Consider the following 19647-nt stretch of genomic DNA (forward strand, 5'->3'; position numbering starts at 1 on the left):
CTGCGATCCGGTGGTCGGCGTCAGACGTCGTACGCCCCGCGTGATACGGCGGCGCGCGACGGAAGGGGACCGTCGGCCGTTCACCCGCCTCGCCGGGCCGTGCGGTGCCTCGGCGAGTGCGGTGAACGTGGTCCGGGCTCACGGGAGTGTGAGCGCGGGCACTACTTCGGGGCGTCCGGCTTGGCGTCCTCGGTCGAGGCCTCGGCCTTCTGGTCCGCCGTGTCGGGGGCCGTGTAGAAGACCGCGCTGCCCTGCTTGCTGCGCTGGGCATGACCCTTGGCCACCAGGTTCTCCAACGTGTTGCGCACGACCGTCGTCTTGAAGGTCCGGCCGGCGTGCGCCTGGCCCAGTGCCGTCGACACCTCCGCGGCGGAACGCGGCTCACCCTGCTCGGCGAGGTGCGCGCGGACCAGTTCGACCAGGGTCGGCGAGGAGGGGCTCTTCGCAGCCGCAGTTCCGGCCGCAGCCGTGGCCGTCGCCTTCGCGGACTTCCCGGTGGCGGCCTTGCCCGCGGCGGGCTTCCCGGTCTTCGGCTTCGGCTTCGCCTTCGACGGGGCCGGCGCGGCGGCGGTGGTCTTCTTCGCGGGCGTGCCCTTCTTGGCCCGGTCGGCGGTGCCCTTCGTCCTCGGCGCCGGCACGGCGGCGGGCGCGGGCTGGACCGGGGACGGCGTCACACCGAGCGCCTGCTGCATGTTCACCAGCACGGCGTGGTCCTGCTGCAGCGTCGCCAACTGCTCCTGAAGGGCGGCGATTTCGGCGCTGATACGTTCCTGCTCCTTGACGTTGCGTTCCAGGTCGCCGGTCACTTGGGCGGCGTACTGCGACGCCAGTGCGCCGACGGCCGTGGTGTTCTCGGACATGGTGCTGACCTTCCTCGCGGTGGTGTCTCGGCGCCGCCCCGCGCACAACGGTGAAACGCGCGGAGCCGCACGGAGGTTCACATTTCTCGTGCGGGGCGAGGCAGTGTGTGTGCTGCCCGACACCTTTGGATGGCGATAGTACGGATGAGTGGAGCCGATTGTTCCCCGTCAGCGTCATCTCATCGCTCACATCACCCTGGTGTGGCCTCACGGTGTGTGTGTTCGACCCGTCCCGCCACGGGATAGCGGTGCACGGGCGGCAGTCCGGTCAGCAGCCCGGGCCACACGGTGTCGATGACATGTGCGCTCGGCGTGAAGAGGGGCTGGGCGAGAGCGGGCAGGTCGGCGGGCTCGTGCCATTCCCAGCGGTGCACCAAGTGCGGCTCCGTGACGACCGGTTCACCGGTGTACGCGACGACCCGCACGGCCGCCGTCATCCGCGGGATGCCGTGGGTGGCGTCCATCAGCAGCGCCAGCAGCCGCGCCTTGGTGGCTCTCAGTCCGGTCTCCTCCGCCAACTCCCGTACGGCGGCGTCGACGAAGCCCTCGCCGGCGTCGTTCTTGCCGCCCGGCAGCTCCCACACGCCGCGCCGGGACCAGCCCAGCAGGACCCGCCCGTCGGGGTCGGTGACGACGGCACCCGCGCCTGTGAGGGCGTGCGGCGACGGCTGCCTCCTGCCGGCGTACGTGACACGGGCGGGTGCCGGGTCGCGCAGGAAGAGGACGGCGAGGCCCCCGGCGTCATGGCGTTCCGCGCTGCCCCAGCCGGTGCGCAGCAGCGCGATCTCGTCCTCGTCCAGGGCGATGTCCCGCTTGCCGTGGGGCGCGGTCTCCGCGACGGGGGTGATCACACACACGGTGCCGCCGGGGCGCAGCCGTTCCCGCAGCCGGCTCATGACGCGGGTGCGGTCGCGGAGGAACGCCCAGCTGAGCCGGAGGGTGATGAGGTCGTAGGCGGGCCGCAGGGCGTCGAGGCCGTCCCGCTCGATGTCGAGGACCCGGTACGACACCGTCCCGTCGTTCCCCGGCTCGGCCTCCGCCCGGGCGACGGCGCCCGGTGCCCAGTCGACGGCGTCGACCCGGTAGCCGCGGTCGGCGAGGTGCCGGGCGAGTTCGCCCAGTCCGCAGCCGATGTCGAGGGCGTGTGCGCCGTCCGGTGCCGGAGCGTGCTCGGCGAGCAGCCGGCGTTCGTCGTCGCCCAGGGGCCGGAACGACCTGCCGCTCGCGTAGTGCGCGTCCCATGTCTCGGGCGGGCTGTGTGTCACGTGCAACTCCTCAGTGCCGGGTGGTGTGTGCTCTGCCCGTGCTGGCGTCGGGCCAGTCCTCGGAGTGGTCGGGTGACCCGGTTCCGCCCGGCAGGTCCTGGCAACCGCCGGGCGCGCGCGTGACGGTTCCTTCCGGTGTCCCCGGCCGCCGTGTGCCGCACGTGGCCGTGCTGCACCAGCGGCGGCGCCCGGCCAAGTCGAGGAACAACCAGCCGCAGTCCTCGCTGGGACACGCCCGGACCGTGAACCGGCGTGGATCGGCGAGGAGTTCGGCGGCGCAGCGGGCCGCGGCGAGCACCGGCAGGCGCAGGCCCGCCGAGGGGCCGAACCGCCACGAGCCGAGGCCGTCCTCGCCCCGCACGAACACCGCGGACGCGGCGCCCTCCTGAGCCACCTCGGCCACGGCCCGGAAGGCGCGGGCGTCGTCCATGTCGGTCAGACAGGCGTACAGATCGGCGCGCAGCCGGCGGGCCTCCTCCAGCGCCGCGTCGGCCACGTCGGGGCGGGTCCGGGCCAGCTCCAACAACCGTGCGACGAGCGGTCCGTCGGCCAGGTCGTGGTGCCCGGCCCACACGGCGAGCGTCGAGTAGCGGCGCAGCCACTCCGAACCGGGCAGCCGGGGCCCGCCGCCCCAGCCCGCGTAGGTGTTGCAGAACTCCAGCGCCGGGTGCCCGCCGGTGCTCCACGGCAGCCATTCGTCGCCCACCCGCACCGCGTGCGGCACGGACGGCCGGTCCAGGCGCGCGTCGGAGCGCAGCATCCGCTCGTGCAGTTGCGACAGCGCGGCGCCGGGCTCGATGCCCAGCTCGGCCACCATGAGCCGGTGCGTGTGCCGGTACAGCTCAAGTGCCTCGGCCTTGCGGCCCGACCGGTACAGGGCCGTCATGCGGGCGGCCACGAGCCGCTCGCGCAACGGATGTTCCTCGGCGACGGACGTCAGGTCGGCGAGCACCCTCTCGTGCATCCCGAGCGTCAGCCCGTCCTCGGCCCGGCGCTCCAGCGCCGTCAGCCGCGCCTCGGCGAGCCGGGCGCCCAGCCTGCCGCGCAGCCGGTCGTCGAACACGTCGGCCAGCAGCGGACCGCGCCACAGGGCCAGGGCGGCGTCGTAGGCCCGGACCCGCTCGGCGGGGCTCCCGGCGGTGGCTGCCCGCTCGACACCCGCGAGGAACTCCCGTATGTCGACGGTGTGCCCGCCATCGGCGTCCGGATCGATCGTGTAGCCGCCGTGCCGGCTCTCGATGCGCAGCCCGTGCGGGCCCAGGAGGGCACGGAGCCTGCCGACGTACGTGTGGACGGTGCCGCGTGCCGACGGGGGAGCGGCGCCGTCCCACAGGAGGTCGATGAGGCGCGCGGTCGTGACCACGCTGCCCGCCTCCAGCAGCAGCACACCGAGCAGACACCGCTCCTGACGACGGCTGCCGAGGCCGACGCGCCGGCCCCGGTCGCGGATCTCGAACGTACCCAACAGGGAGAAGTCCATGACGTCCACACCTTACGGCCGTCGAGCGGTGGGCGGGCGTGGTGAGAATGCGGTCAGGTCCTGGGCCGACCATGAGTTCCGCCCCCGCGCACAGCGACTTCCGGGAGAACCCATGCACAGAGCCGCCCTGACCGCACCGCTGGCCCTGGCCGCCCTCCTCGCCGCCACGGCACCCGCCACGGCGGCCGGTGCCGCGCACACGTCCGCCGACTCGCCGTGGACACCCGCCCCGTCCGCCCCGTGGGATGTCGCCGCCGGCGTCCGCTGCGACTTCCCCGTGCACGGCGACCCGGTCGTCGACGAGGTCGTGCGGCACGTCCGCGAGACCCACCCCGACGGCACCGCCAAGAGCGTCGACTACAAGGGAGACCTCGTCGTGCGGGTCACCAACACCGACACCGGCGCCTCCTACGACGCCGATGCCGGCGGCCGGGCGCTCGTCGAATACCGGGCCGACGGCTCCCAGTTCTGGACCGTGAGCGGCCCCGTGCTGGTCGGCTTCGCCGAGAACGGCGGCACGCTGCCGCGCGGCCTCTACATCGTCGACGGCTCGTACACGATGGAGATCAGCGCCACTGGCCACAAAACCCTTTCGACGCGCAACGCCACCGTCGACGCACTGTGCGAGCGCATCGACTGACGCCCGGTGCCGAATATCCGGGAAACCTGCACACCGGCCGTCGGCGCGCCGACGAGAGCTGAACAGTCGTCACGACCGGCCTCCCCGCGGATTGACTTGGCGCGGGAATGCGGCTTTCGGGAAAAGGTGGTCCAGGCCTCGCGGTGACCTGAAAACGCAGGCAGTGTGAAGGTGTTGGTGTCCGTGGGCACCGCGTGGTCATGCCGGTGAAGTCGCAGCGTGCGGCGCGGTCGGACTGACTTCCGGTCAGTTGGCCGCCCCTTCTCACGCGTGCTTTGATCCTGCACCTGGCAGGGGTCGCCGGGAGGAATTCCCCCCTTCGGGAACCGGGCGGACCCTGCGATTCGGAAGTGCTTATCGGAAGGGAACCGCGCGCTATGAACCTTGGCCAGCAGGTCGAAACCGCCGAGATGTCCGACACCGACCTGGACGGGATCTCCGGGGGACTCGGCGTCGGCGGCTCCGGCGGCCTCTTCCTCGAGACGCCGGTGGGTCACCTCTGCGCCGACGTCACCGGCGTGGGCACGGAGAAGGGCCTCGCGCTCGGCACGAGCCTGCACGCCGCCTCGCACTGACGCGACGCGCCACCGCCCCGTGGGGCCCCGGACGACTCGGTCCGCGGCCCGCGGGGCGGCCGCACGTCCGCCCCGCGTCCCGTGTCAAGACGTGCCGACGACAGCCCGGGGGCGTAGCGTCGTCACATGGGTGAGGTCGGGTGCGTCCGGCATGCGGAAAACCATGCGCCGAGGGGGCCGGACTGCTGCCCGGAACAGCCCGGGACCCGCCCTTCCGACGCTGGGGGTGCCTGGTGACCAGCACGGGTGGCCCGTCCACCGACACCGATGAACTGGACGTCGCGTTCGCGGAGACGGTGCGCCGGACCGGTGCGTCCATCGGCGCCCTCTACCTGCTCGCCCCCAGTCAACAGGTGCTGCAGCTCGACGCGCTGTGCGGCGCCTCCGCCGAACTCGCCGCACCCTATCTGAGGGTCCCGGTGTCGGCGCCCGCCCCCGTGGCCGACGCGGTCCGTGAGGACCGGATGGTGTGGGTGGGCAGCCAGGAGGAGCTGACCCGGTCCTATCCCCGCACCGCGCTGGCGCTGCCGTACCCCTTGGCGCTGGTCGCCGCGCCGGTCACCGGTGGCCGCCGGTGGGGTGCCCTGCTGCTGATGTGGCCCGCGACCCGCCCGTCGTACATGACCGGGCGGGAGCGGGGCAACATCGCGGCGAGCTGCCGGCGCCTGGCCCGGCTGCTGGAGGAGGTCGTCGAGCGGGGCGGGCACCCGTCCCGCGACCGGCCGCGGGTGCTGCCCGTCGCGACGGGCCAGTCGGCCGCCGGACCGGCCCTGGCCGCCGCCGACTTCGCCGAGCGCCTGCCCGGCGGCAGCTGCGCCCTGGACCTGCAAGGACGCTTCACCTATCTCACGTCCGGGGCCTGCGAGCTGCTGGACTGCGACGCCGAGCGGGTACTGGGCACCGTGCCCTGGCAGTCGCTGCGCTGGCTGGACGACCCCGTCGTCGAGGACCGCTACCGCGCCGCGGTGCTCAGCCGTGAGCCCGTGTCCTTCACCGCGTTCCGCCCGCCGGACCATTGGCTGGACTTCCACCTCTATCCGGACGCCAGCGGCATCAGCGTCCGTGTCGTGCGCTCCGGCGAGGAGGCGCCGCCCCTGGCGAAGCCGCAGCGGTCCCGGGCCACTCACCGGCCGGCCCGCGCGGGCCAGCTCCACCAGCTCACGCACCTGGCGGCGGCGCTGTCCGAGGTCATCGGCGTGCAGGACGTCATCGACCTGGTCGCGGACCAGATCATGCCCGCGTTCGGCGCCCAGGGCCTGGTCCTGTCCGCCGTCGACGCCGGACGGCTGCGGATCACCGGGTCCCGGGGCTACCCCCGCCAGGCCGTCGACCGGCTCGACGGCCTCCCGCTCGACACCACCCTGACCCCGGCGGGACACGTCCTCAGCAGCGGCGTCCCCGCGTTCTTCAGCGACCCGGAGGAGATGCGGAAGGCGTACCCGCGGGCGCCGATGATCAGCGGCAAGCAGGCCTGGGCCTTCCTCCCGCTGATCATTTCCAGCCGGCCCGTCGGCTGCTGCGTCCTGTCCTACGACAGCCCGCACGTGTTCCCCGCAGAGGAACGCGCCGTCCTGACCTCCCTAGGCGGCCTCATCGCCCAGGCCCTCGACCGCGCCCGCCTCTACGACACCAAGCACGAACTCGCCCACGGCCTCCAGAAGGCGCTCCTGCCGCACACCCTCCCGGACATCACCGGCCTGCGGGTCGCCGCCCGCTACCTGCCCGCCACCCGGGGCATGGACATCGGCGGCGACTTCTACGACCTGATCCGGCTCGGCGACAGCGCCGCAGCCGCCGTCATCGGCGACGTCCAGGGCCACAACGTCGCCGCCGCCGCGCTGATGGGACAGGTCCGCACCGGCGTCCACGCGCACGCGACCGCGGGCACCGCCCCCGGCCAGGTGCTCGCCAGGATCAACGGGCTGATCCACGACCTCGGCTCCGACCTGTTCACCAGCTGCCTCTACGCCCACCTCGACTTCGCCCGGGGCCGCGCGACGCTGGCCGCCGCGGGCCACCCGCCGCCCCTGCTGCGCCCGCTCCACGGCGAGGCCCGGCCCGTCCCCGTCGAGCCCGGCCCCCTGCTCGGGATCGACCCGGACGCCGACTACCCCCTGACCGAGATCCCCCTCACCCCGGGGCTGCTGCTCGTCTTCTACACCGACGGCCTCATCGAAACCCCCGGCGCCGACATCGACGACTCCATCGCCCTGCTCGCCGACCGCCTCGGCCACGCCGACGACCGGGACCTGGACCTGCTCATCGACGGCCTGCTGCGAGAGCGCAGCGCCACCGGGCAGCGCACCGACGACATCGCCCTGCTCGTCCTCAAGTACGAGGCGCCCGGCCCCGAGGCGCCCGGCCCCGAGGCGCCCGGCCCCGAGGCGCCCGGCCCCGAGGCGCCCGGCCCCGAGGCGCCCTGCCCCGAGGCGCCTTGACCGCCGCACGCCGGGCCCGCGCGGGGGGCCGTGGGGCGCTCACGGCCGGGGGTTGGTGCGGTGCCAGCGCGGGCGCGCGTCACCGCCGCGCCGCCCGGCGACGGACGCGCAGCGCGGGCACTGCCGCCGCACCCGGTCCGCGGCGCCACCGGACTCCGGGAAGGTGTCCGGCCAGGTGACGTGCGAGAAGCGGACCAGCCGGGAGCGGCTCAGGGACAGCCCGCAGACCGTCTGGTTCGTGCCCGGCTCCCAGGCGTGGACCTCACCGGCGGGCAGCCGGCGGCGGCCCTCCTCCTCGTCGGTCCACTGTCCGGAGGCGGCGACCGCGTACTGCTTGACGCGCGCCATGACCTGCGCCGGGCGCCGGTCAGCCGGCCGCGTTGTCGACGCGCAGCCGCACCTGCTCCTCCAGGCGGCGCAGGCTGCCGTCCAGCGCGTCGCTCACCGTCTGCTCGCCGGGGTCGTGGCCCTCGTCGAAGAACGACAGGTGGACCGTGACCTCGCTGCCGCCGCTGCCGATGCCCGCGACCTGGAGCCAGCCGGCGTAGCTGCCCTGGTCGCGGGTGCCCCATTCGAGGCGCATCTGCTCCCGCTGGGCGCGGAACAGCGCCGACATGTCCTCGTCGGTGCGGTCCTCGTGCACGGTGACGGCGGGAAGCTCCGCCGCGTCCACGTGGCCCACGTGGAGGGCGTCCGGCAGCCACGTGTCGAGCTGGTCGGGGTTCGCGGCCTGGTCGAAGACGTGCTCGGGCTGCGCGGGCATCGTGCGTGAACGTTCGTACTCGGTCATCGCGGTTCCGTCCTCGCGTCGGGGGTGCCCCGCCCAAGTACCCATCCGGCCCCGGCGCCCACATCCGTCCCGTCCCGGCGTTGGGCCGTGCGGGGGGAAGCGGCACGTTCCTCGGTTTTGCCGTTGCCGAGGGGGAAACCCCGCATACGCACCGTACGCATCGAGTACGGCGGCCACGCAGCGCCGAAAGGTGGGTTTGTGATGCCCAAGGGATCGGGTTCCAAGCGGGAACGCCAGTACGAGCACATCAAGGAGAGCGCGCAGGAGCGCGGCGCCTCGACCGGGCGGGCCAAGGAAATGGCCGCGCGCACAGTCAACAAGCAGCGGTCCCAGGCCGGTGAGACCAAGTCCTCCGGCGGCGGGTCGCGCAAGACGTCCTCTTCGCGCCAGAGCGGCGGCGGGTCGAAGTCCTCGGGAGGCGGAGGCGGATCCCGGTCCGGCGCCACCCGCGACGAACTGTACGAGGAGGCCAAGCGCAAGGGCATCGAGGGCCGCTCCTCGATGAACAAGCAGCAGCTGGCCAGGGCCCTGGGTCACTGACCGGCTCCCTTCCGCTCCGTTCGGCGCGGGGTGCGCCGGGGGCGGAGGGCGGCAACCGGATCGCCCCGCGGCTCGTCCTGTCCAGCGAGGGCGAGCGGACGGGGGAACCGGGTGGGTCGCGAGAACGGCGGTACGACGCCTACGCCTACGCCGATGTCGACGTGGCGGCGCGGGCGGGTGATCGCCGTCCTCGCCCTCGTCACCGGCGGGCTGCTCGCCGGGCATCGCGCGGTCCCCAACTCGGTGGGCCGCCTGGGCAGCCTGCTGGAGGTCCTGCTGCCGTGGCTCGGCTTGGTGATCCTGGTGCTGCTGGGCCTGGCGCTGCTGCGCCGCTCGGCCGTCGCGCTGCCGGCCCTGCTGCTGCCGGTGGCCGCCTGGACGTATCTCTTCGGTGGACTGCTGCTGCCCGGCGGCGGGCCGGGAGCGCACGACCTGGTGGTGGTGCAGCACAACGTCAGTGACGAGAACCCCGACCCGGCGGGCACCGCCTGCGTCCTCGCCGCCGCCGGGCCGGACCTCGTCGCGCTGGAGGAACTGGTGCCCGCGGCGCTGCCGGCCTACGAGAAGGCGCTCGCCCCGGACTACCCGTACCACGCCGTCCGGGGCACCGTCGGGCTCTGGTCGAAGCACCCGCTCACCGGCGTCCGCAGCGTGCCCATCAAGCCACGCGGCATCACGGAGGCGTGGAGCCGCGGACTGCGGGCCGCCGTCCACACACCGCGCGGCACCGTCGCGGTGTACGTCGCGCACCTGCCCTCGGTGCGCATCCGCGCGAGCGGCCTGGCCTCGGCGTGGCGGGACGAGAGCGCCGACCTGCTGGGCCGGGCCGTCGCCGAGGAGGAACTCGCGACGGTGATCCTGCTGGGCGACCTCAACGGCACCGTGGACGACCGCGGGCTGTCCCCGCTGACCTCCCGGATGAACGTGCCGGAGCGGGGGTTCGCGTTCAGCTTCCCCGCCGCCTTCGCGGTCGCCCGGATCGACCAGGTCATGGCCCGCTCGGCCACCGTCGGCCGCATCCGCACGCTGCCCGCGACCGGCAGCGACCACCTGCCGGTCGCCGCCCGCATCACCCTGACGGACCGACCGTGACGGGCCGACCGTGACGGACCGACCGTGACGGTGCGACTCGACGGTGTGCGGGCCGCACGGACCAGCCCTGACGGACCAGCCCTGACGGGCCGGCTCCGACGGCACGCGCGGCCGGCGTCAGCCTCGGCGCACGGGGCGGACGGCGCGGCCCACCCATTCGGGCGTCTCCTCGGCCAGCGCTTCGTAGCGGGCGCGCACCTCGTCGGGGAAGGCGACCGCGCCGTCCGCGCCCACGTGGACGCCCAGGAGTTCGATGGCGGCGACCGGCAACTCGCCGTCGTCCGCGTACATCTCGTGCGCGAAGTGCACCTTCCGTGCGCCGATGCCCAGCACCCGGGTCCGGATCCGCAGCCGGGCGCCCTCCTTCACCTCGCGGAGGTAACGGACGTGCGACTCGGCCGTGTAGAGCGAGCAGCCGGTGGCCTCGCGGTACGTGTGATCCAGACCGGTCGCGTCCATCATGGCGTCGGTGGCGTACCCGAACACGAGGACGTAGTACGCCTCGCTGAAGTGGCCGTTGTAGTCGATCCACTCGGGACCGACCGTCTGCGTGAACTCAGGCAGCGGCGCGCTCACTTGCCGGCACCGCCCGTCCTCGGCAGCCGGCCCGTCGCGCGCAGGACGTCGATGATCCCCTGGTCGCGTTCGGCGACGAGGTCCGCGACGGACCGCCCCGCGGCGGCTTCCTCGCAGCCCTCGACCATCGCGTCGTACAGCTTCCGGTCCAGTTCGGGTGCCTCCAGCCGGGTCCACGGCGACTTCAGGGACGGGCCGAAGTGGTCCAGCATGTGCGCCATGCCGCCCTCGCCGCCCGCCAGCGCGAACGTCAGGCACGGCCCCATGAACGCCCACCGCAGTCCCGGCCCCTCGGTGATGGCCGCGTCGATGTCCCGCACTGTCGCCTCACCGCTCGCGACCATGTGCAGCGCCTCGCGCCACAGCGCCTCCTGGAGGCGGTTCGCGATGAAGCCGGGCAGCTCCCGGTCCAGCGTGATCACGGACTTGCCGGCCGTGTCGTAGAACTCGGCGGCCCAGGCGACCGCCTCCGCGTCGGTGCGCTCGCCGCCCGCCACCTCCACCAGCGGTATCAGGTACGGAGGGTTGAACGGGTGGCCGATCACCAGCCGCGACGGGTCGGCCGCCGCGGTCTGCATGTCCGTCATCGGATAGCCGGACGTGGACGAGGCGATGACGACGCCCGCGGGGGTCGCGGCGTCCAGCCGGGCCAGCAGATCCCGCTTCAGGCCGAGGTCCTCCGGCGCGCTCTCCTGCACGAACTCGGCCGCCGCGCACGCCTCTTCGAGGGTCGGCGCCACGGTCAGCCGGTCACGGTCGGCGCCGTCCGCGAGCCCGACGCGGGTCAGCGCGGGCCAGGCGGCGTCGACGAGGCGCCGCAGCCTGGCCTCGGCGTCGGGGGCGGGGTCCCACGCGGTGACGTCGTAGCCACGGGCGAGGAAGTGGGCGACCCAGCCGCCGCCGATGACTCCGGCGCCGGCGCAGGTCACCCGGGTGACGTGCTGTGGGGAGGGGCGGGACACATGAACTCCTCGAGGTCTGTGGGGCGTTGCGGGCGGGGGAGGAGCGGGTCAGCGGCGGTGCAGGCCCAGTCGCCGGCGTGCCTCGTCCGGGGTGGCGACCGAGCAACCCAGGGCCTCCGTGATGGTGACGGCGCGCTCGGTGAGCTGGGCGTTGGTCGCCTTCACGCCACGGCTCAGATAGAGGTTGTCCTCCAGGCCCACGCGCACATTGCCGCCCAGCAGGATCGACTGGGCGACCCACGGCATCTGCATCCGGCCGAGGGCGAAACTGGCCCACTGGGCGCCCGCGGGCAGCATGTTGACCATGGACTGGAGCACCTCGGGCTCCGCCGGCGCGCCCCAGGGGATGCCCATGCACAGCTGGAACACCGACGGATCGTCGAGCAGCCCCTCCGCGTACAACTGCTTCGCGAACCACAGCTGTCCGGTGTCGAAGATCTCCAACTCCGGCCGCACGCCCAGCTGCTGGATGCGCTTGGCGCCCTTGCGGAGCATCTCCGGCGTGGAGACGTACAGGTTGTCGCCGAAGTTGAGGGAGCCGCAGTCCAGCGTGCAGATGTCCGGCAGCAGGTCCTCCACGTGCGGCAGCCGCGCCAGCCCGCCCACCAGGTCGGTGCCCTCCAACGGGCCCTTCTCCAGCGGCTCGTCGGCGTCCAGCACGAGATCGCCGCCCATGCCGGCGGTCAGGTTGACGACCACGTCGGTGCCGGTCTGCCGGATGCGGTCGACGGTCTCCGCGTACAGCTTCGGGTCGCGGGACGGGGCGCCCGTCGCGGGGTCGCGGACGTGGATGTGCACGATCGCGGCTCCGGCCCGCGCTGCCTCGACGGCCGACTTCGTGATCTGGGCGGGAGTGACGGGCACGTGCGGGCTGCGCGCGACGGTGTCGCCGGCGCCGGTGAGGGCGCAGGTGATGATGACGCTGTCGTTCACGGGCATGGGGGGACCTCCGAGGTACGGGTGGGGGGGGAGGAGGGGAGGGCGGGGGATAGGGGGACAGGGGGAGAGGGGGAGAGGTGGCCGGGTGCGGGGTGAGGCGCTCAGCTCGGCTCAGGCGCTCAACTCGGCGTGGACGTGGGCCAGTAGCGCGGCGTGCATGTCGTCCGGACTCGTGCCGTCCTGGTCGCCGGCTGCCGTGGCGAGGACCTGGGAGGCGAGCCCGTCGATGAGCGCGGTCAGACGCAGCGCAGCGGCCTCCGGGTCGGTGGCCGGACGGAAGACGCCCTGGGCCACACCCCGTGCGATGACGTCCGCGACGGTCGTACGCCACTGCCGGTAGTACTCCACGTGCAGCCGGCCCACGGCGGTGGAACGAGCGGCCTCGGCCCAGAGGTCGAGCCACACCCGCCACTGGACGCGCTGCTGTTCGGTGTGCGGCGTCTGGAGCTCGATCAGCCGGCACAGCTCCTTGTACGGGTCCTCCCCGGCGGCGATGTGCGCGGCCCGGGCCGCGGTGTCCTCGTCCATGCACCAGCGCACGGCGGCCTCCAGGAGCTCCGCCCGCCCGGGGAAGTGGTAGTGCACGGCCGCGCTGCTGGTGCCGCACGCGGCGGCGATGTCGGCGACGCGGACGGAGTGGAAACCCTGCTCGGCGATGAGCCGCACGGTCTCGCGGACGATCTGCAGTGGACGGCCCGCGGTGGGCAGGGCGACCGGCGGACCGGCAGCACCGCCCGGCACCTCGGCCGCGCGCGAGGCGCCCGCGGGTGAGTCCGGCCGCGCGCCCAGCAGCCACGCCGCGTCGACGTCCCAGGCGTCCGCGATACGGGCCAGCTCGGCCGCGGTGAACCGCCGCCCGCCGCTCAGCGAACGCGACAGCTTCGACGGATCCATGACGATCCGCCGGGCGAACTCGCGCTGGCTGCACCCGGCCCGGGCGATCACCTGCCGCACGCGTGCGGCGACCTCACTGGTGGTTTCCATGACTCGACACCGTAGCCACGCGTTGAGCTGATCGCAACACGCAAGGGCCAGTATCGATGAAAATAGGCAGGCTGCTGGCTACGGGGACCGGCGTTGTGACCCTGACTGATGCATAAGTCAGTTCCGCAACGCCGCGCCCGTTGCGATCATGTCGACCATGACCGTGTACTGCGCAGACCCCGCCCGGCTCGGCGAGACCCGGCTGGCCGACGGGCGGTCGCTGGGGTGGGCCGAGTGGGGGCCGCCGGACGGCACGCCGGTGCTGTTGTGTCCGGGCGCGGCGACGAGCAGGTGGCTCGGCTTCGGCCCGGACGCCGTCCGGGCACTCGGTGTGCGTCTGGTCTCCGTGGACCGCCCCGGGCTCGGCGCCTCCACCCCCGCGCCCGGACGGACGTTCTCCGGCTTCGCCGACGACATCCGCCAACTCGCCGCGCTCCGCGGGCTGGGCCGGCCGGCCGTGGTCGGGAACTCGCAGGGGGCGCCGTTCGCCCTCGCGTGCGCCCACCAGGGCGTCGTTTCGGCGGTGGCCGTCGTGTCCGGCGCCGACGAGATCGCCGCGCCCGAGTTCACCACGGCCCTGTCGGGCGAACTGCGAGGGCTCGTCGACCGGGTCGGGTCCGATCCCGCCGGCGCCGAGGAGTTCTTCGCCGGGTTCGACGCGGACGCGATGTGGGGCATGGTGACGGGCGGGAGCCCCGACTGCGACCTGGCCGTCTACCAGGAGCCGCGTTTCGCCGCCGCCTACCGCCGCGCCCTGGAGGAGGGCTTCGCCCGGGGAGCGGCCGGTTACGCCCGCGACACGGTCCTGGCCATGGGCCGCTGGCCGTTCGCCCTGGGGGAGATCACCGTTCCGGTCGACCTCTGGTACGGCGAGCGCGACACCGGTCACTCGCCCGACAACGGCGCGTTCCTCGCCTCCCGCATCCCCGGCTCCCGGCGGCGAGTGGTGCCGGGGGCGGGCGGCGCGCTGCTGTGGACGCACGCCGGGCGGATCCTCACGTCCCTGCTCGGCAAGGCGGTTCCCGGACGGAGGTGATTCGGCCGGAACCGGGACGGGTCTCTCGCGCGTTGAGCAGGGTGCGTGGGCCGGTACGGCGCGCGGTCACAGGGAGAACAGGGTGAGGGGGCTGCCGTGACGTACGGAGCGGACTTCGGCGTGGGCGCCGGGGACGGGCGTCACGCTGCGGCGCGCCCCGCGGCCGTCCCGCGCCGCGCGCGCGTCAGGGACGCCGCCCTGCTGGCCGGCGGCTGGGTCGCCCTGCTGTGGGCGCTCGAGGTCGTCGACGTGATCAGCGGTCACGCCCTGGACCCGTTCGGGATCACCCCGCGCGAGGCCTCCGAACTGCTCGACGTCGTGCCCGCCGCGTTCCTGCACTTCGGCTTCGACCATCTCGCGGCGAACAGCGTGCCGCTGCTGGTCATGGGCTTCCTCGCGGCGCTGTCCGGGATACGCCGCTTCCTGTCCGTCGTCGCCGTGATCGTCCTCGTGAGCGGTCTCGGCGTGTGGCTCACGGCACCGGCCCATTCCACGACCGCGGGTGCGTCCGGCGTCGTCTTCGGCCTCTTCGGCTATCTGGTGCTCCGCGGCTTCGTGGACCGCCGAGTCGGTGACGTACTGGTGGGCGTCCTGGTCGGTGCCGTCTACGGCTCGATCCTGTGGGGCGTGCTGCCCACCACGCCCGGCGTCAGCTGGCAGGGCCACTTCTTCGGGCTGCTGGGCGGCGCCGCGGCGGCCGCGGTGTTCCGGCGGCCGAGACGTGAGGGCGGGGCGGGGGCGGGGGCGTGAGCCCGGGCAGAGGGACGTGAACCCGGGAGGGATCGAGGGACGTGAGCCGGGGGTGGGGCAGGGGCGTGAGCCCCGGGCGGGCGCCTCACTCGGGGCGCCTCACTCGGGCGGGCGGTTCACCGGCGTGCTGCCGGTCGTGAGGCGGTCGGCCCTGGCAGCGTCCGCGAGGGCCTCGGCGGCGGCCTCCGCGGCGCGCGCCGTGTCGTCGGCGGCCTGAGCGGCCCTGTCGTCGTCGGGCTTGTCCCGGGTGGCCGGCGACTGGGGCAGCGCCTCCCCGAAAGCGCGGGACACGCCCTGGAGCGCCGAGGTGACCTCGCTGGGGATCACCCAGAAGCTGCTGCCCTGGCCCTGGGCGAGCTGCGGCAGCATCTGGAGGTACTGGTAGGCGAGCAGTTTCGGGTCGGGGTCGTTGCGGTGCACCGCCTGGAACACCTCGTCGATGGCCCGGGACTGGCCCTCGGCCTTCAGGATCTCGGCGGTCCGGTTGCCCTCCGCGCGCAGGACCGCGGCCTGCTTGTCGCCCTCGGCGGTCAGGATCTGCGACTGGCGCTGCCCCTCGGCCCCGAGGATCGCGGCCCGCTTGTCCCGCTCGGCCCGCATCTGCTTCTGCATCGCGTCCTTGATGGACTGCGGCGGGTCGATCGCCTTGATCTCCACCCGGTTCACCCGCAGGCCCCACTTGCCGGTGGCGTCGTCCAGCACGCCCCGCAGCTGGCTGTTGATGGTGTCGCGCGAGGTGAGCGTCTTCTCCAGGTCCATCGAGCCCACGACGTTGCGCAGGGTGGTGACGGTGAGCTGCTCGACCGCCTGGAGGAAGTTCGCGATCTCGTAGAAGGCCGCCTTCGGATCGGTGACCTGGAAGTACAGGACCGTGTCGATCTCGACGACCAGGTTGTCCTCGGTGATGACCGGCTGCGGCTTGAAGGAGACGACCTGTTCCCTCAGGTCGATCATCGGGTGGACGCGGTCGATGTAGGGGATGACGAGGTTGAGGCCGGGGTTCAGGGTGCGGTGGTAGCGGCCGAGGCGTTCGACGTTGCGGGCGCGGGCCTGCGGCACGATGCGTACCGCACGCACCACCGTGAAGACGGCGATGACCGCGACGATCAGACCGGCGATGAGCAGAGCCGAGGTTTCCATGGGTCAGTCCCGGGGATAGACGAATGCGGTCGTGCCGCTGATCTCTATGACGTCGACGCCGGCTCCCGCGGGAATGACCAGCGTCTCGTCGTAGGCGCGGGCGGTCCACTCCTCGCCGTCGATGCGGATCCTCCCGTCCCGGCCGGTCACCTCCGTCACGACGTACGCGGACCTGCCGACCAGCGCGTCCACGCCGAACCGCTGGCTCTGGGGCTGGAACACGTGCCGCAGCGCGACGGGGCGCAGGAACAGCAGCGTCACCGCGGAGACGACGGTGAACACGAGGAACTGCGGCGCGACCGGGACACCGAGCGCGGCGGCCCCGGCCGTGACCAGCGCGGCCACGCCCAGCATTCCCAGCGCGGCGGTGAGGGTGAAGATCTCTGCCAGGACCAGAACGGCCGCCACGATCAACCAGATCAGCCATGGATCCATCACGGGCCCTCCCGGGTGGGGCGCCCGGGCGCACCGGCACCGGAGCCGGTGTGTGACACGCCCCGATACCTTCACGGTACTCCTGGACATCCCGGACACCGCGTGGCGGCGGCGCACGGACCTCCGCTCTACCCCCGGACCTGCTGCCGGGCCCCCGCCCCGTCATCGCGACCCCCACCGGACCCGGCCGAGGCGCCCGTGCGGCGTCGGTAGTACGAGACGGCCACCGTGATCAGCAGGGGCGGCCAGGCCCACAGCGGGATGTAGCAGACCAGCATGAACGTGTACTGGGCTGCCGTGCCGGTGCCCTCCAGCCCGATGGTCGTGGAATGGCGGTAGAAGACCCAGGCGAGCACCCCGACCAGTGCCACCCCGCCGAGCACGGCCGGGACGGTCGCCGCGAGCGGACGGACCTCGCGGCCGCCCAGCAGCGGGATCCAGCGCGGCACGACCTCGCCCCAGGGCCGGACCAGACCCAGCGTCAGCAGTGCCAGCGCCTCGGAGAACACGGCGAGACACACGACGTACAGCACCTGCGGGGTGGTCTCGACGGAGAGCTCGGCCACGGGGAGACCGGCGGCCAGGGAGAGCCGCCAGAGCGCCGACGGCAGCGTCACCAGCGGTACGGCGTGCGCCGCGAGGACGATCCGGCGCGGCACGTCCGGCAGGGCGTTCTTCAGGAACATGAGGCCATGCTGGCACCCGTGACACCGCCGCCACCTCCTTCCGCGGGACCGGCCCGCTCCGCCGCGCGGCGGAGACGGCGTCGTCACCCGGCCCGGAAAATGCCGTGCGAACAGGGCGTTTCCCAGAGGCGGCCGGGGCGTATCGGGCGTAGGGCGCAGCGGGTGCAACTTGGTGCAGGTGTCGTTGTTTCCGTCCGTACGGCCCCATGAGGATGGCTGTCCTCGGCATTCGACGGGACGGGCAAGGGGTGGCATGAACTGGGTGGTATCCGGACTGGGCGCGGTGTGCGCCGTCGGTGGGGATCCGGACGAGATGTTCGACAACCTGTGTGAAGGCCGCAGCGGGCTGCGGGAGCTGCACGGGATCGACGCGGCACCCTACCGCGGGAGACGCGCGTATCAGATCCACGACCACCCCGACGGGCGTGACGTGCCGGGCCGGGCCACCGCGTTCCTCGGCGACGTGATCGAGCAGGCCGCGACCCGGGCCGGGCTCGGCACGGACCTGGCGGACGTGCCGATCCTCGTCGGCAGCGGACTGCGCGAACTGCGCTCGGCCGAACTGCACTGGCGGGACAAGGGCAGCCTCGGCGCCCTGACCGCCGACGACCTGCACTTCGGTGCCGCGCTGCGGAACCGTTTCGGTGCCACGGACACGCACACCGTCGCCAACGCCTGCGCCGCCTCCGTCTACGCCCTGGCGCTGGCCGCCGACATGCTGGCCACCGACCAGGCGGACTCCGTGATCGTCGCGGGCGTCGACGTCCTCAACGAGAGCATGTCCGGCGTCATGGAACGGGTGCACCCCGTCGCACCCGACCGGCTCCAGCCCTTCGACCGCAACCGCGCCGGCGTCATGATGGGCGAGGGCGCCGCGGCCGTGGTGCTCAGCCGGGACGCGGCCCAACCGCTGTGCCGCGTACGGGCGGTGGAGGTGGGCTGTGACGCCCGCCACGACACCGCGCCCAACCCGGACGGGTTCGCCGAGGCGATGCGCGCCGCGCACCGCACGGCGGGCGTCGCCCCCGCGGACGTCGACCTCGTCATGCTGCACGGCACCGGCACCCTGCTCAACGACGAGGTGGAGGCCGCCGCCACGCAGGCCGTGTTCGGCGCCGACGCCGGCGCGCCGCTGATGACCGCGATCAAGTCGATGACCGGCCACACCGGCGGCGCCTCCGGAGTGATGAGCCTGGTGAGCGCCGTGCAGTCGATGACGCGCGGCCTGGTCCCGCCCGTCGTCGGCCTGACCGAACCCGTGGCGGAGGCGGCCGAGTTCCGCCTCGTCACCGGCACCGCCGCCCGCGGGCCCGTCGCTGTCGCACAGGTCAACGCGCTGGGCTTCGGCGGGATGAACACCGTGGCCGTACTGGAGGCATTAACCCGATGAGAAGCCATGCCTACCCCGGAGTCGTCGTCACCGGAACCGGGGTGACCCTGCCCGGCGCGGACCGCCCCGAAGCGGTGCTCGCCGGCCGGCAGGAGCATGCCGAGCCCGTCGACACCGCCCAACTCCTCAGCCAGGTCGGCAAGTACAGGGGCCTTCGCTACAAGGACCGGGCCACCCAGCTCGCCTACTGCGCCGCGGACGCCGCGCTGCGGGACGCGGGCCTGCTCGCCGACGGTGAACTCACCGTTCCGGCCGACACCGTGGGTGTCGTGGTCAGCTCCAACACCGGCAACCTGGACACCGTGACGCGCGTGGTCGACACGCTGCGCACCGAGACGACCGACGCCCTCAGCCCCATGGACCTGCCGAAGGTGTCCTGCAACGTCGTCGCGTCGTCGGTCGCCATCAAGCACGGCCTGCGCGGCCCGAACCTCATGATCTGCAACGGCTCCACCTCCGGCCTCGACGCCGTGCGGTGGGCCGCCACGATGCTCGAAACCGGTCGCCTGACAAGGGCGTTGGTGCTCGGCGTCGAACCCGACACCGACCCCACCCGCACCCTCCTGGACAGCACCGTGTCCCCGGACGGCACCGCCTCTGCGGACGGCACCGCCCCCCTGGACGGAGCCGTCGCCCTCGTCGTGGAGACCGAGGCCTCGGCGGCCGGGCGCGGCGCCCGCCCGCTCGCCCGCGTCGGCGGCCACGCACGCGGCGCGGGCCTCGCGGCCTGCGTCGCCGCACTCGCCGCCCTGGACGCCACGGAACCGCTGGCCTGGCACGTGCCCGGCCACGGCGCGCCCGAGGGCATGCTGCCCGGCGTGCCGCGCCACGACCTCACCACGGCCTGGGGGCCGTCCTCCGGCGCGCTGGGCGTGCTCCAGTGTGTCGCCGCCGTCGGCGCCTTCGCCACCGGCGCGACCGGCGCGGTCTACGCGACCGCCGGCGACGACGAGCGCGACGCGACCGCGGGCCTGGTGCTCACGCCGCCGCCCGCTCGCTGACGAGCCGACCGGCACCCCGCATCCCCCGTCCCACACCCGACACCTGATGTCCGAACCGCCGGTGGATC

21 protein-coding genes are annotated in these 19647 nt (G+C 73.5%); 9 read left to right on the forward strand and 12 right to left on the reverse strand.

The window, feature by feature from the left end; genetic code table 11:
* Positions 1-161: 161 nt before the first annotated feature.
* The 3 genes from ACZ7D7_RS22120 to ACZ7D7_RS22130 form a co-directional block, all read right to left on the reverse strand.
* Positions 162-860 (reverse strand): hypothetical protein, encoded by a 699-nt coding sequence (locus ACZ7D7_RS22120; RefSeq protein WP_470826346.1) that lies wholly within the window; start codon positions 858-860, stop codon positions 162-164.
* Between the two features lie 191 nt (positions 861-1051).
* Complete coding sequence (locus ACZ7D7_RS22125) at positions 1052-2125, reverse strand: bifunctional class I SAM-dependent methyltransferase/NUDIX hydrolase (RefSeq protein ID WP_470826348.1); 1074 nt, start codon at positions 2123-2125, stop codon at positions 1052-1054.
* Positions 2126-2135: 10 nt separating this feature from the next.
* A complete protein-coding gene (locus tag ACZ7D7_RS22130) occupies positions 2136-3605 on the reverse strand; it encodes a BTAD domain-containing putative transcriptional regulator (RefSeq protein ID WP_470826349.1) in 1470 nt (489 codons plus the stop codon).
* Between the two features lie 112 nt (positions 3606-3717).
* On the opposite strand from ACZ7D7_RS22130, the gene ACZ7D7_RS22135 reads away from it, so the two are divergent.
* From ACZ7D7_RS22135 to ACZ7D7_RS22145, 3 genes are all read left to right on the forward strand, one after another.
* Positions 3718-4245 carry a hypothetical protein gene (locus ACZ7D7_RS22135; protein ID WP_470826350.1) on the forward strand — a complete coding sequence of 176 codons (528 nt, stop codon included), beginning with the start codon at positions 3718-3720 and terminating at the stop codon, positions 4243-4245.
* A 377-nt stretch (positions 4246-4622) separates the two neighbouring features.
* Positions 4623-4820, forward strand: coding sequence for a hypothetical protein (locus ACZ7D7_RS22140; RefSeq protein ID WP_470826351.1), 198 nt, complete (start codon positions 4623-4625; stop codon positions 4818-4820).
* A 233-nt stretch (positions 4821-5053) separates the two neighbouring features.
* Positions 5054-7258 (forward strand): SpoIIE family protein phosphatase, encoded by a 2205-nt coding sequence (locus tag ACZ7D7_RS22145; protein WP_470826352.1) that lies wholly within the window; start codon positions 5054-5056, stop codon positions 7256-7258.
* 39 nt (positions 7259-7297) lie between these two features.
* Here ACZ7D7_RS22145 and ACZ7D7_RS22150 read toward each other — a convergent pair whose 3' ends face one another.
* Both ACZ7D7_RS22150 and ACZ7D7_RS22155 read right to left on the reverse strand, forming a co-directional pair.
* The gene (locus tag ACZ7D7_RS22150; RefSeq protein WP_470826354.1) at positions 7298-7606 is read right to left on the reverse strand and encodes a hypothetical protein; all 309 of its coding nucleotides are present in this window, start codon (positions 7604-7606) and stop codon (positions 7298-7300) included.
* Between the two features lie 19 nt (positions 7607-7625).
* Positions 7626-8048, reverse strand: coding sequence for an SRPBCC family protein (locus tag ACZ7D7_RS22155; protein ID WP_470826356.1), 423 nt, complete (start codon positions 8046-8048; stop codon positions 7626-7628).
* A gap of 201 nt (positions 8049-8249) precedes the next feature.
* Here ACZ7D7_RS22155 and ACZ7D7_RS22160 point away from each other — a divergent pair, with 201 nt between their 5' ends.
* Both ACZ7D7_RS22160 and ACZ7D7_RS22165 read left to right on the forward strand, forming a co-directional pair.
* Positions 8250-8588 (forward strand): plasmid stabilization protein, encoded by a 339-nt coding sequence (locus ACZ7D7_RS22160; RefSeq protein WP_470826357.1) that lies wholly within the window; start codon positions 8250-8252, stop codon positions 8586-8588.
* A gap of 153 nt (positions 8589-8741) precedes the next feature.
* A complete protein-coding gene (locus ACZ7D7_RS22165) occupies positions 8742-9680 on the forward strand; it encodes an endonuclease/exonuclease/phosphatase family protein (protein ID WP_470826359.1) in 939 nt (312 codons plus the stop codon).
* A gap of 117 nt (positions 9681-9797) precedes the next feature.
* On the opposite strand, the gene ACZ7D7_RS22170 is transcribed toward ACZ7D7_RS22165, so the two are convergent.
* The 4 genes from ACZ7D7_RS22170 to ACZ7D7_RS22185 all read right to left on the reverse strand — a co-directional run bounded on the left by ACZ7D7_RS22170 (position 9798) and on the right by ACZ7D7_RS22185 (position 13141).
* Positions 9798-10256, reverse strand: coding sequence for a thioesterase family protein (locus tag ACZ7D7_RS22170; protein WP_470826361.1), 459 nt, complete (start codon positions 10254-10256; stop codon positions 9798-9800).
* Positions 10253-11218 carry a 3-hydroxyacyl-CoA dehydrogenase NAD-binding domain-containing protein gene (locus ACZ7D7_RS22175; protein WP_470826363.1) on the reverse strand — a complete coding sequence of 322 codons (966 nt, stop codon included), beginning with the start codon at positions 11216-11218 and terminating at the stop codon, positions 10253-10255. The genes ACZ7D7_RS22170 and ACZ7D7_RS22175 overlap by 4 nt, the downstream gene beginning before the upstream one ends.
* Positions 11219-11266: 48 nt before the next feature.
* Positions 11267-12157 carry a beta-keto acid cleavage family enzyme gene (locus tag ACZ7D7_RS22180; protein ID WP_470826364.1) on the reverse strand — a complete coding sequence of 297 codons (891 nt, stop codon included), beginning with the start codon at positions 12155-12157 and terminating at the stop codon, positions 11267-11269.
* Positions 12158-12268: 111 nt separating this feature from the next.
* Positions 12269-13141: a TetR/AcrR family transcriptional regulator gene (locus ACZ7D7_RS22185; protein WP_470826365.1), complete on the reverse strand. Its 873-nt coding sequence runs from the start codon at positions 13139-13141 to the stop codon at positions 12269-12271.
* 157 nt (positions 13142-13298) lie between these two features.
* On the opposite strand from ACZ7D7_RS22185, the gene ACZ7D7_RS22190 reads away from it, so the two are divergent.
* Together ACZ7D7_RS22190 and ACZ7D7_RS22195 are read left to right on the forward strand one after the other, a co-directional pair.
* Complete coding sequence (locus tag ACZ7D7_RS22190) at positions 13299-14177, forward strand: alpha/beta fold hydrolase (RefSeq protein WP_470826366.1); 879 nt, start codon at positions 13299-13301, stop codon at positions 14175-14177.
* Positions 14178-14375: 198 nt separating this feature from the next.
* On the forward strand, positions 14376-14927 hold the full coding sequence (locus ACZ7D7_RS22195) for a rhomboid family intramembrane serine protease (protein ID WP_470826648.1): 552 nt from the start codon (positions 14376-14378) through the stop codon (positions 14925-14927).
* Between the two features lie 99 nt (positions 14928-15026).
* Here ACZ7D7_RS22195 and ACZ7D7_RS22200 read toward each other — a convergent pair whose 3' ends face one another.
* The 3 genes from ACZ7D7_RS22200 to ACZ7D7_RS22210 form a co-directional block, all read right to left on the reverse strand.
* Positions 15027-16067, reverse strand: coding sequence for an SPFH domain-containing protein (locus tag ACZ7D7_RS22200; RefSeq protein ID WP_470826367.1), 1041 nt, complete (start codon positions 16065-16067; stop codon positions 15027-15029).
* 3 nt (positions 16068-16070) lie between these two features.
* Complete coding sequence (locus ACZ7D7_RS22205) at positions 16071-16502, reverse strand: NfeD family protein (protein WP_470826649.1); 432 nt, start codon at positions 16500-16502, stop codon at positions 16071-16073.
* A gap of 128 nt (positions 16503-16630) precedes the next feature.
* A complete protein-coding gene (locus ACZ7D7_RS22210; RefSeq protein WP_470826368.1) occupies positions 16631-17188 on the reverse strand; it encodes a hypothetical protein in 558 nt (185 codons plus the stop codon).
* Between the two features lie 253 nt (positions 17189-17441).
* On the opposite strand from ACZ7D7_RS22210, the gene ACZ7D7_RS22215 reads away from it, so the two are divergent.
* Both ACZ7D7_RS22215 and ACZ7D7_RS22220 read left to right on the forward strand, forming a co-directional pair.
* Positions 17442-18578 (forward strand): beta-ketoacyl-[acyl-carrier-protein] synthase family protein, encoded by a 1137-nt coding sequence (locus tag ACZ7D7_RS22215; protein ID WP_470826369.1) that lies wholly within the window; start codon positions 17442-17444, stop codon positions 18576-18578.
* On the forward strand, positions 18575-19579 hold the full coding sequence (locus ACZ7D7_RS22220; RefSeq protein ID WP_470826371.1) for a beta-ketoacyl synthase N-terminal-like domain-containing protein: 1005 nt from the start codon (positions 18575-18577) through the stop codon (positions 19577-19579). The genes ACZ7D7_RS22215 and ACZ7D7_RS22220 overlap by 4 nt, the downstream gene beginning before the upstream one ends.
* The last annotated feature ends 68 nt before the right edge of the window (positions 19580-19647 follow it).

The organism is Streptomyces sp. NPDC037054, from assembly GCF_055606745.1.

What these genes read in the sequence shown, in the direction of transcription:
- ACZ7D7_RS22120 (WP_470826346.1), bottom strand. Translation starts at nt 860, where the DNA reads ATGTCCGAGAACACCACGGCCGTCGGCGCACTGGCGTCGCAGTACGCC.
- ACZ7D7_RS22130 (WP_470826349.1), bottom strand. Translation starts at nt 3,605, where the DNA reads ATGGACTTCTCCCTGTTGGGTACGTTCGAGATCCGCGACCGGGGCCGG.
- ACZ7D7_RS22135 (WP_470826350.1), top strand. Translation starts at nt 3,718, where the DNA reads ATGCACAGAGCCGCCCTGACCGCACCGCTGGCCCTGGCCGCCCTCCTC.
- ACZ7D7_RS22140 (WP_470826351.1), top strand. Translation starts at nt 4,623, where the DNA reads ATGAACCTTGGCCAGCAGGTCGAAACCGCCGAGATGTCCGACACCGAC.
- ACZ7D7_RS22150 (WP_470826354.1), bottom strand. Translation starts at nt 7,606, where the DNA reads ATGGCGCGCGTCAAGCAGTACGCGGTCGCCGCCTCCGGACAGTGGACC.
- ACZ7D7_RS22155 (WP_470826356.1), bottom strand. Translation starts at nt 8,048, where the DNA reads ATGACCGAGTACGAACGTTCACGCACGATGCCCGCGCAGCCCGAGCAC.
- ACZ7D7_RS22160 (WP_470826357.1), top strand. Translation starts at nt 8,250, where the DNA reads ATGCCCAAGGGATCGGGTTCCAAGCGGGAACGCCAGTACGAGCACATC.
- ACZ7D7_RS22165 (WP_470826359.1), top strand. Translation starts at nt 8,742, where the DNA reads ATGTCGACGTGGCGGCGCGGGCGGGTGATCGCCGTCCTCGCCCTCGTC.
- ACZ7D7_RS22180 (WP_470826364.1), bottom strand. Translation starts at nt 12,157, where the DNA reads ATGCCCGTGAACGACAGCGTCATCATCACCTGCGCCCTCACCGGCGCC.
- ACZ7D7_RS22185 (WP_470826365.1), bottom strand. Translation starts at nt 13,141, where the DNA reads ATGGAAACCACCAGTGAGGTCGCCGCACGCGTGCGGCAGGTGATCGCC.
- ACZ7D7_RS22190 (WP_470826366.1), top strand. Translation starts at nt 13,299, where the DNA reads ATGACCGTGTACTGCGCAGACCCCGCCCGGCTCGGCGAGACCCGGCTG.
- ACZ7D7_RS22200 (WP_470826367.1), bottom strand. Translation starts at nt 16,067, where the DNA reads ATGGAAACCTCGGCTCTGCTCATCGCCGGTCTGATCGTCGCGGTCATC.
- ACZ7D7_RS22205 (WP_470826649.1), bottom strand. Translation starts at nt 16,502, where the DNA reads ATGGATCCATGGCTGATCTGGTTGATCGTGGCGGCCGTTCTGGTCCTG.
- ACZ7D7_RS22210 (WP_470826368.1), bottom strand. Translation starts at nt 17,188, where the DNA reads ATGTTCCTGAAGAACGCCCTGCCGGACGTGCCGCGCCGGATCGTCCTC.
- ACZ7D7_RS22215 (WP_470826369.1), top strand. Translation starts at nt 17,442, where the DNA reads ATGAACTGGGTGGTATCCGGACTGGGCGCGGTGTGCGCCGTCGGTGGG.
- ACZ7D7_RS22220 (WP_470826371.1), top strand. Translation starts at nt 18,575, where the DNA reads ATGAGAAGCCATGCCTACCCCGGAGTCGTCGTCACCGGAACCGGGGTG.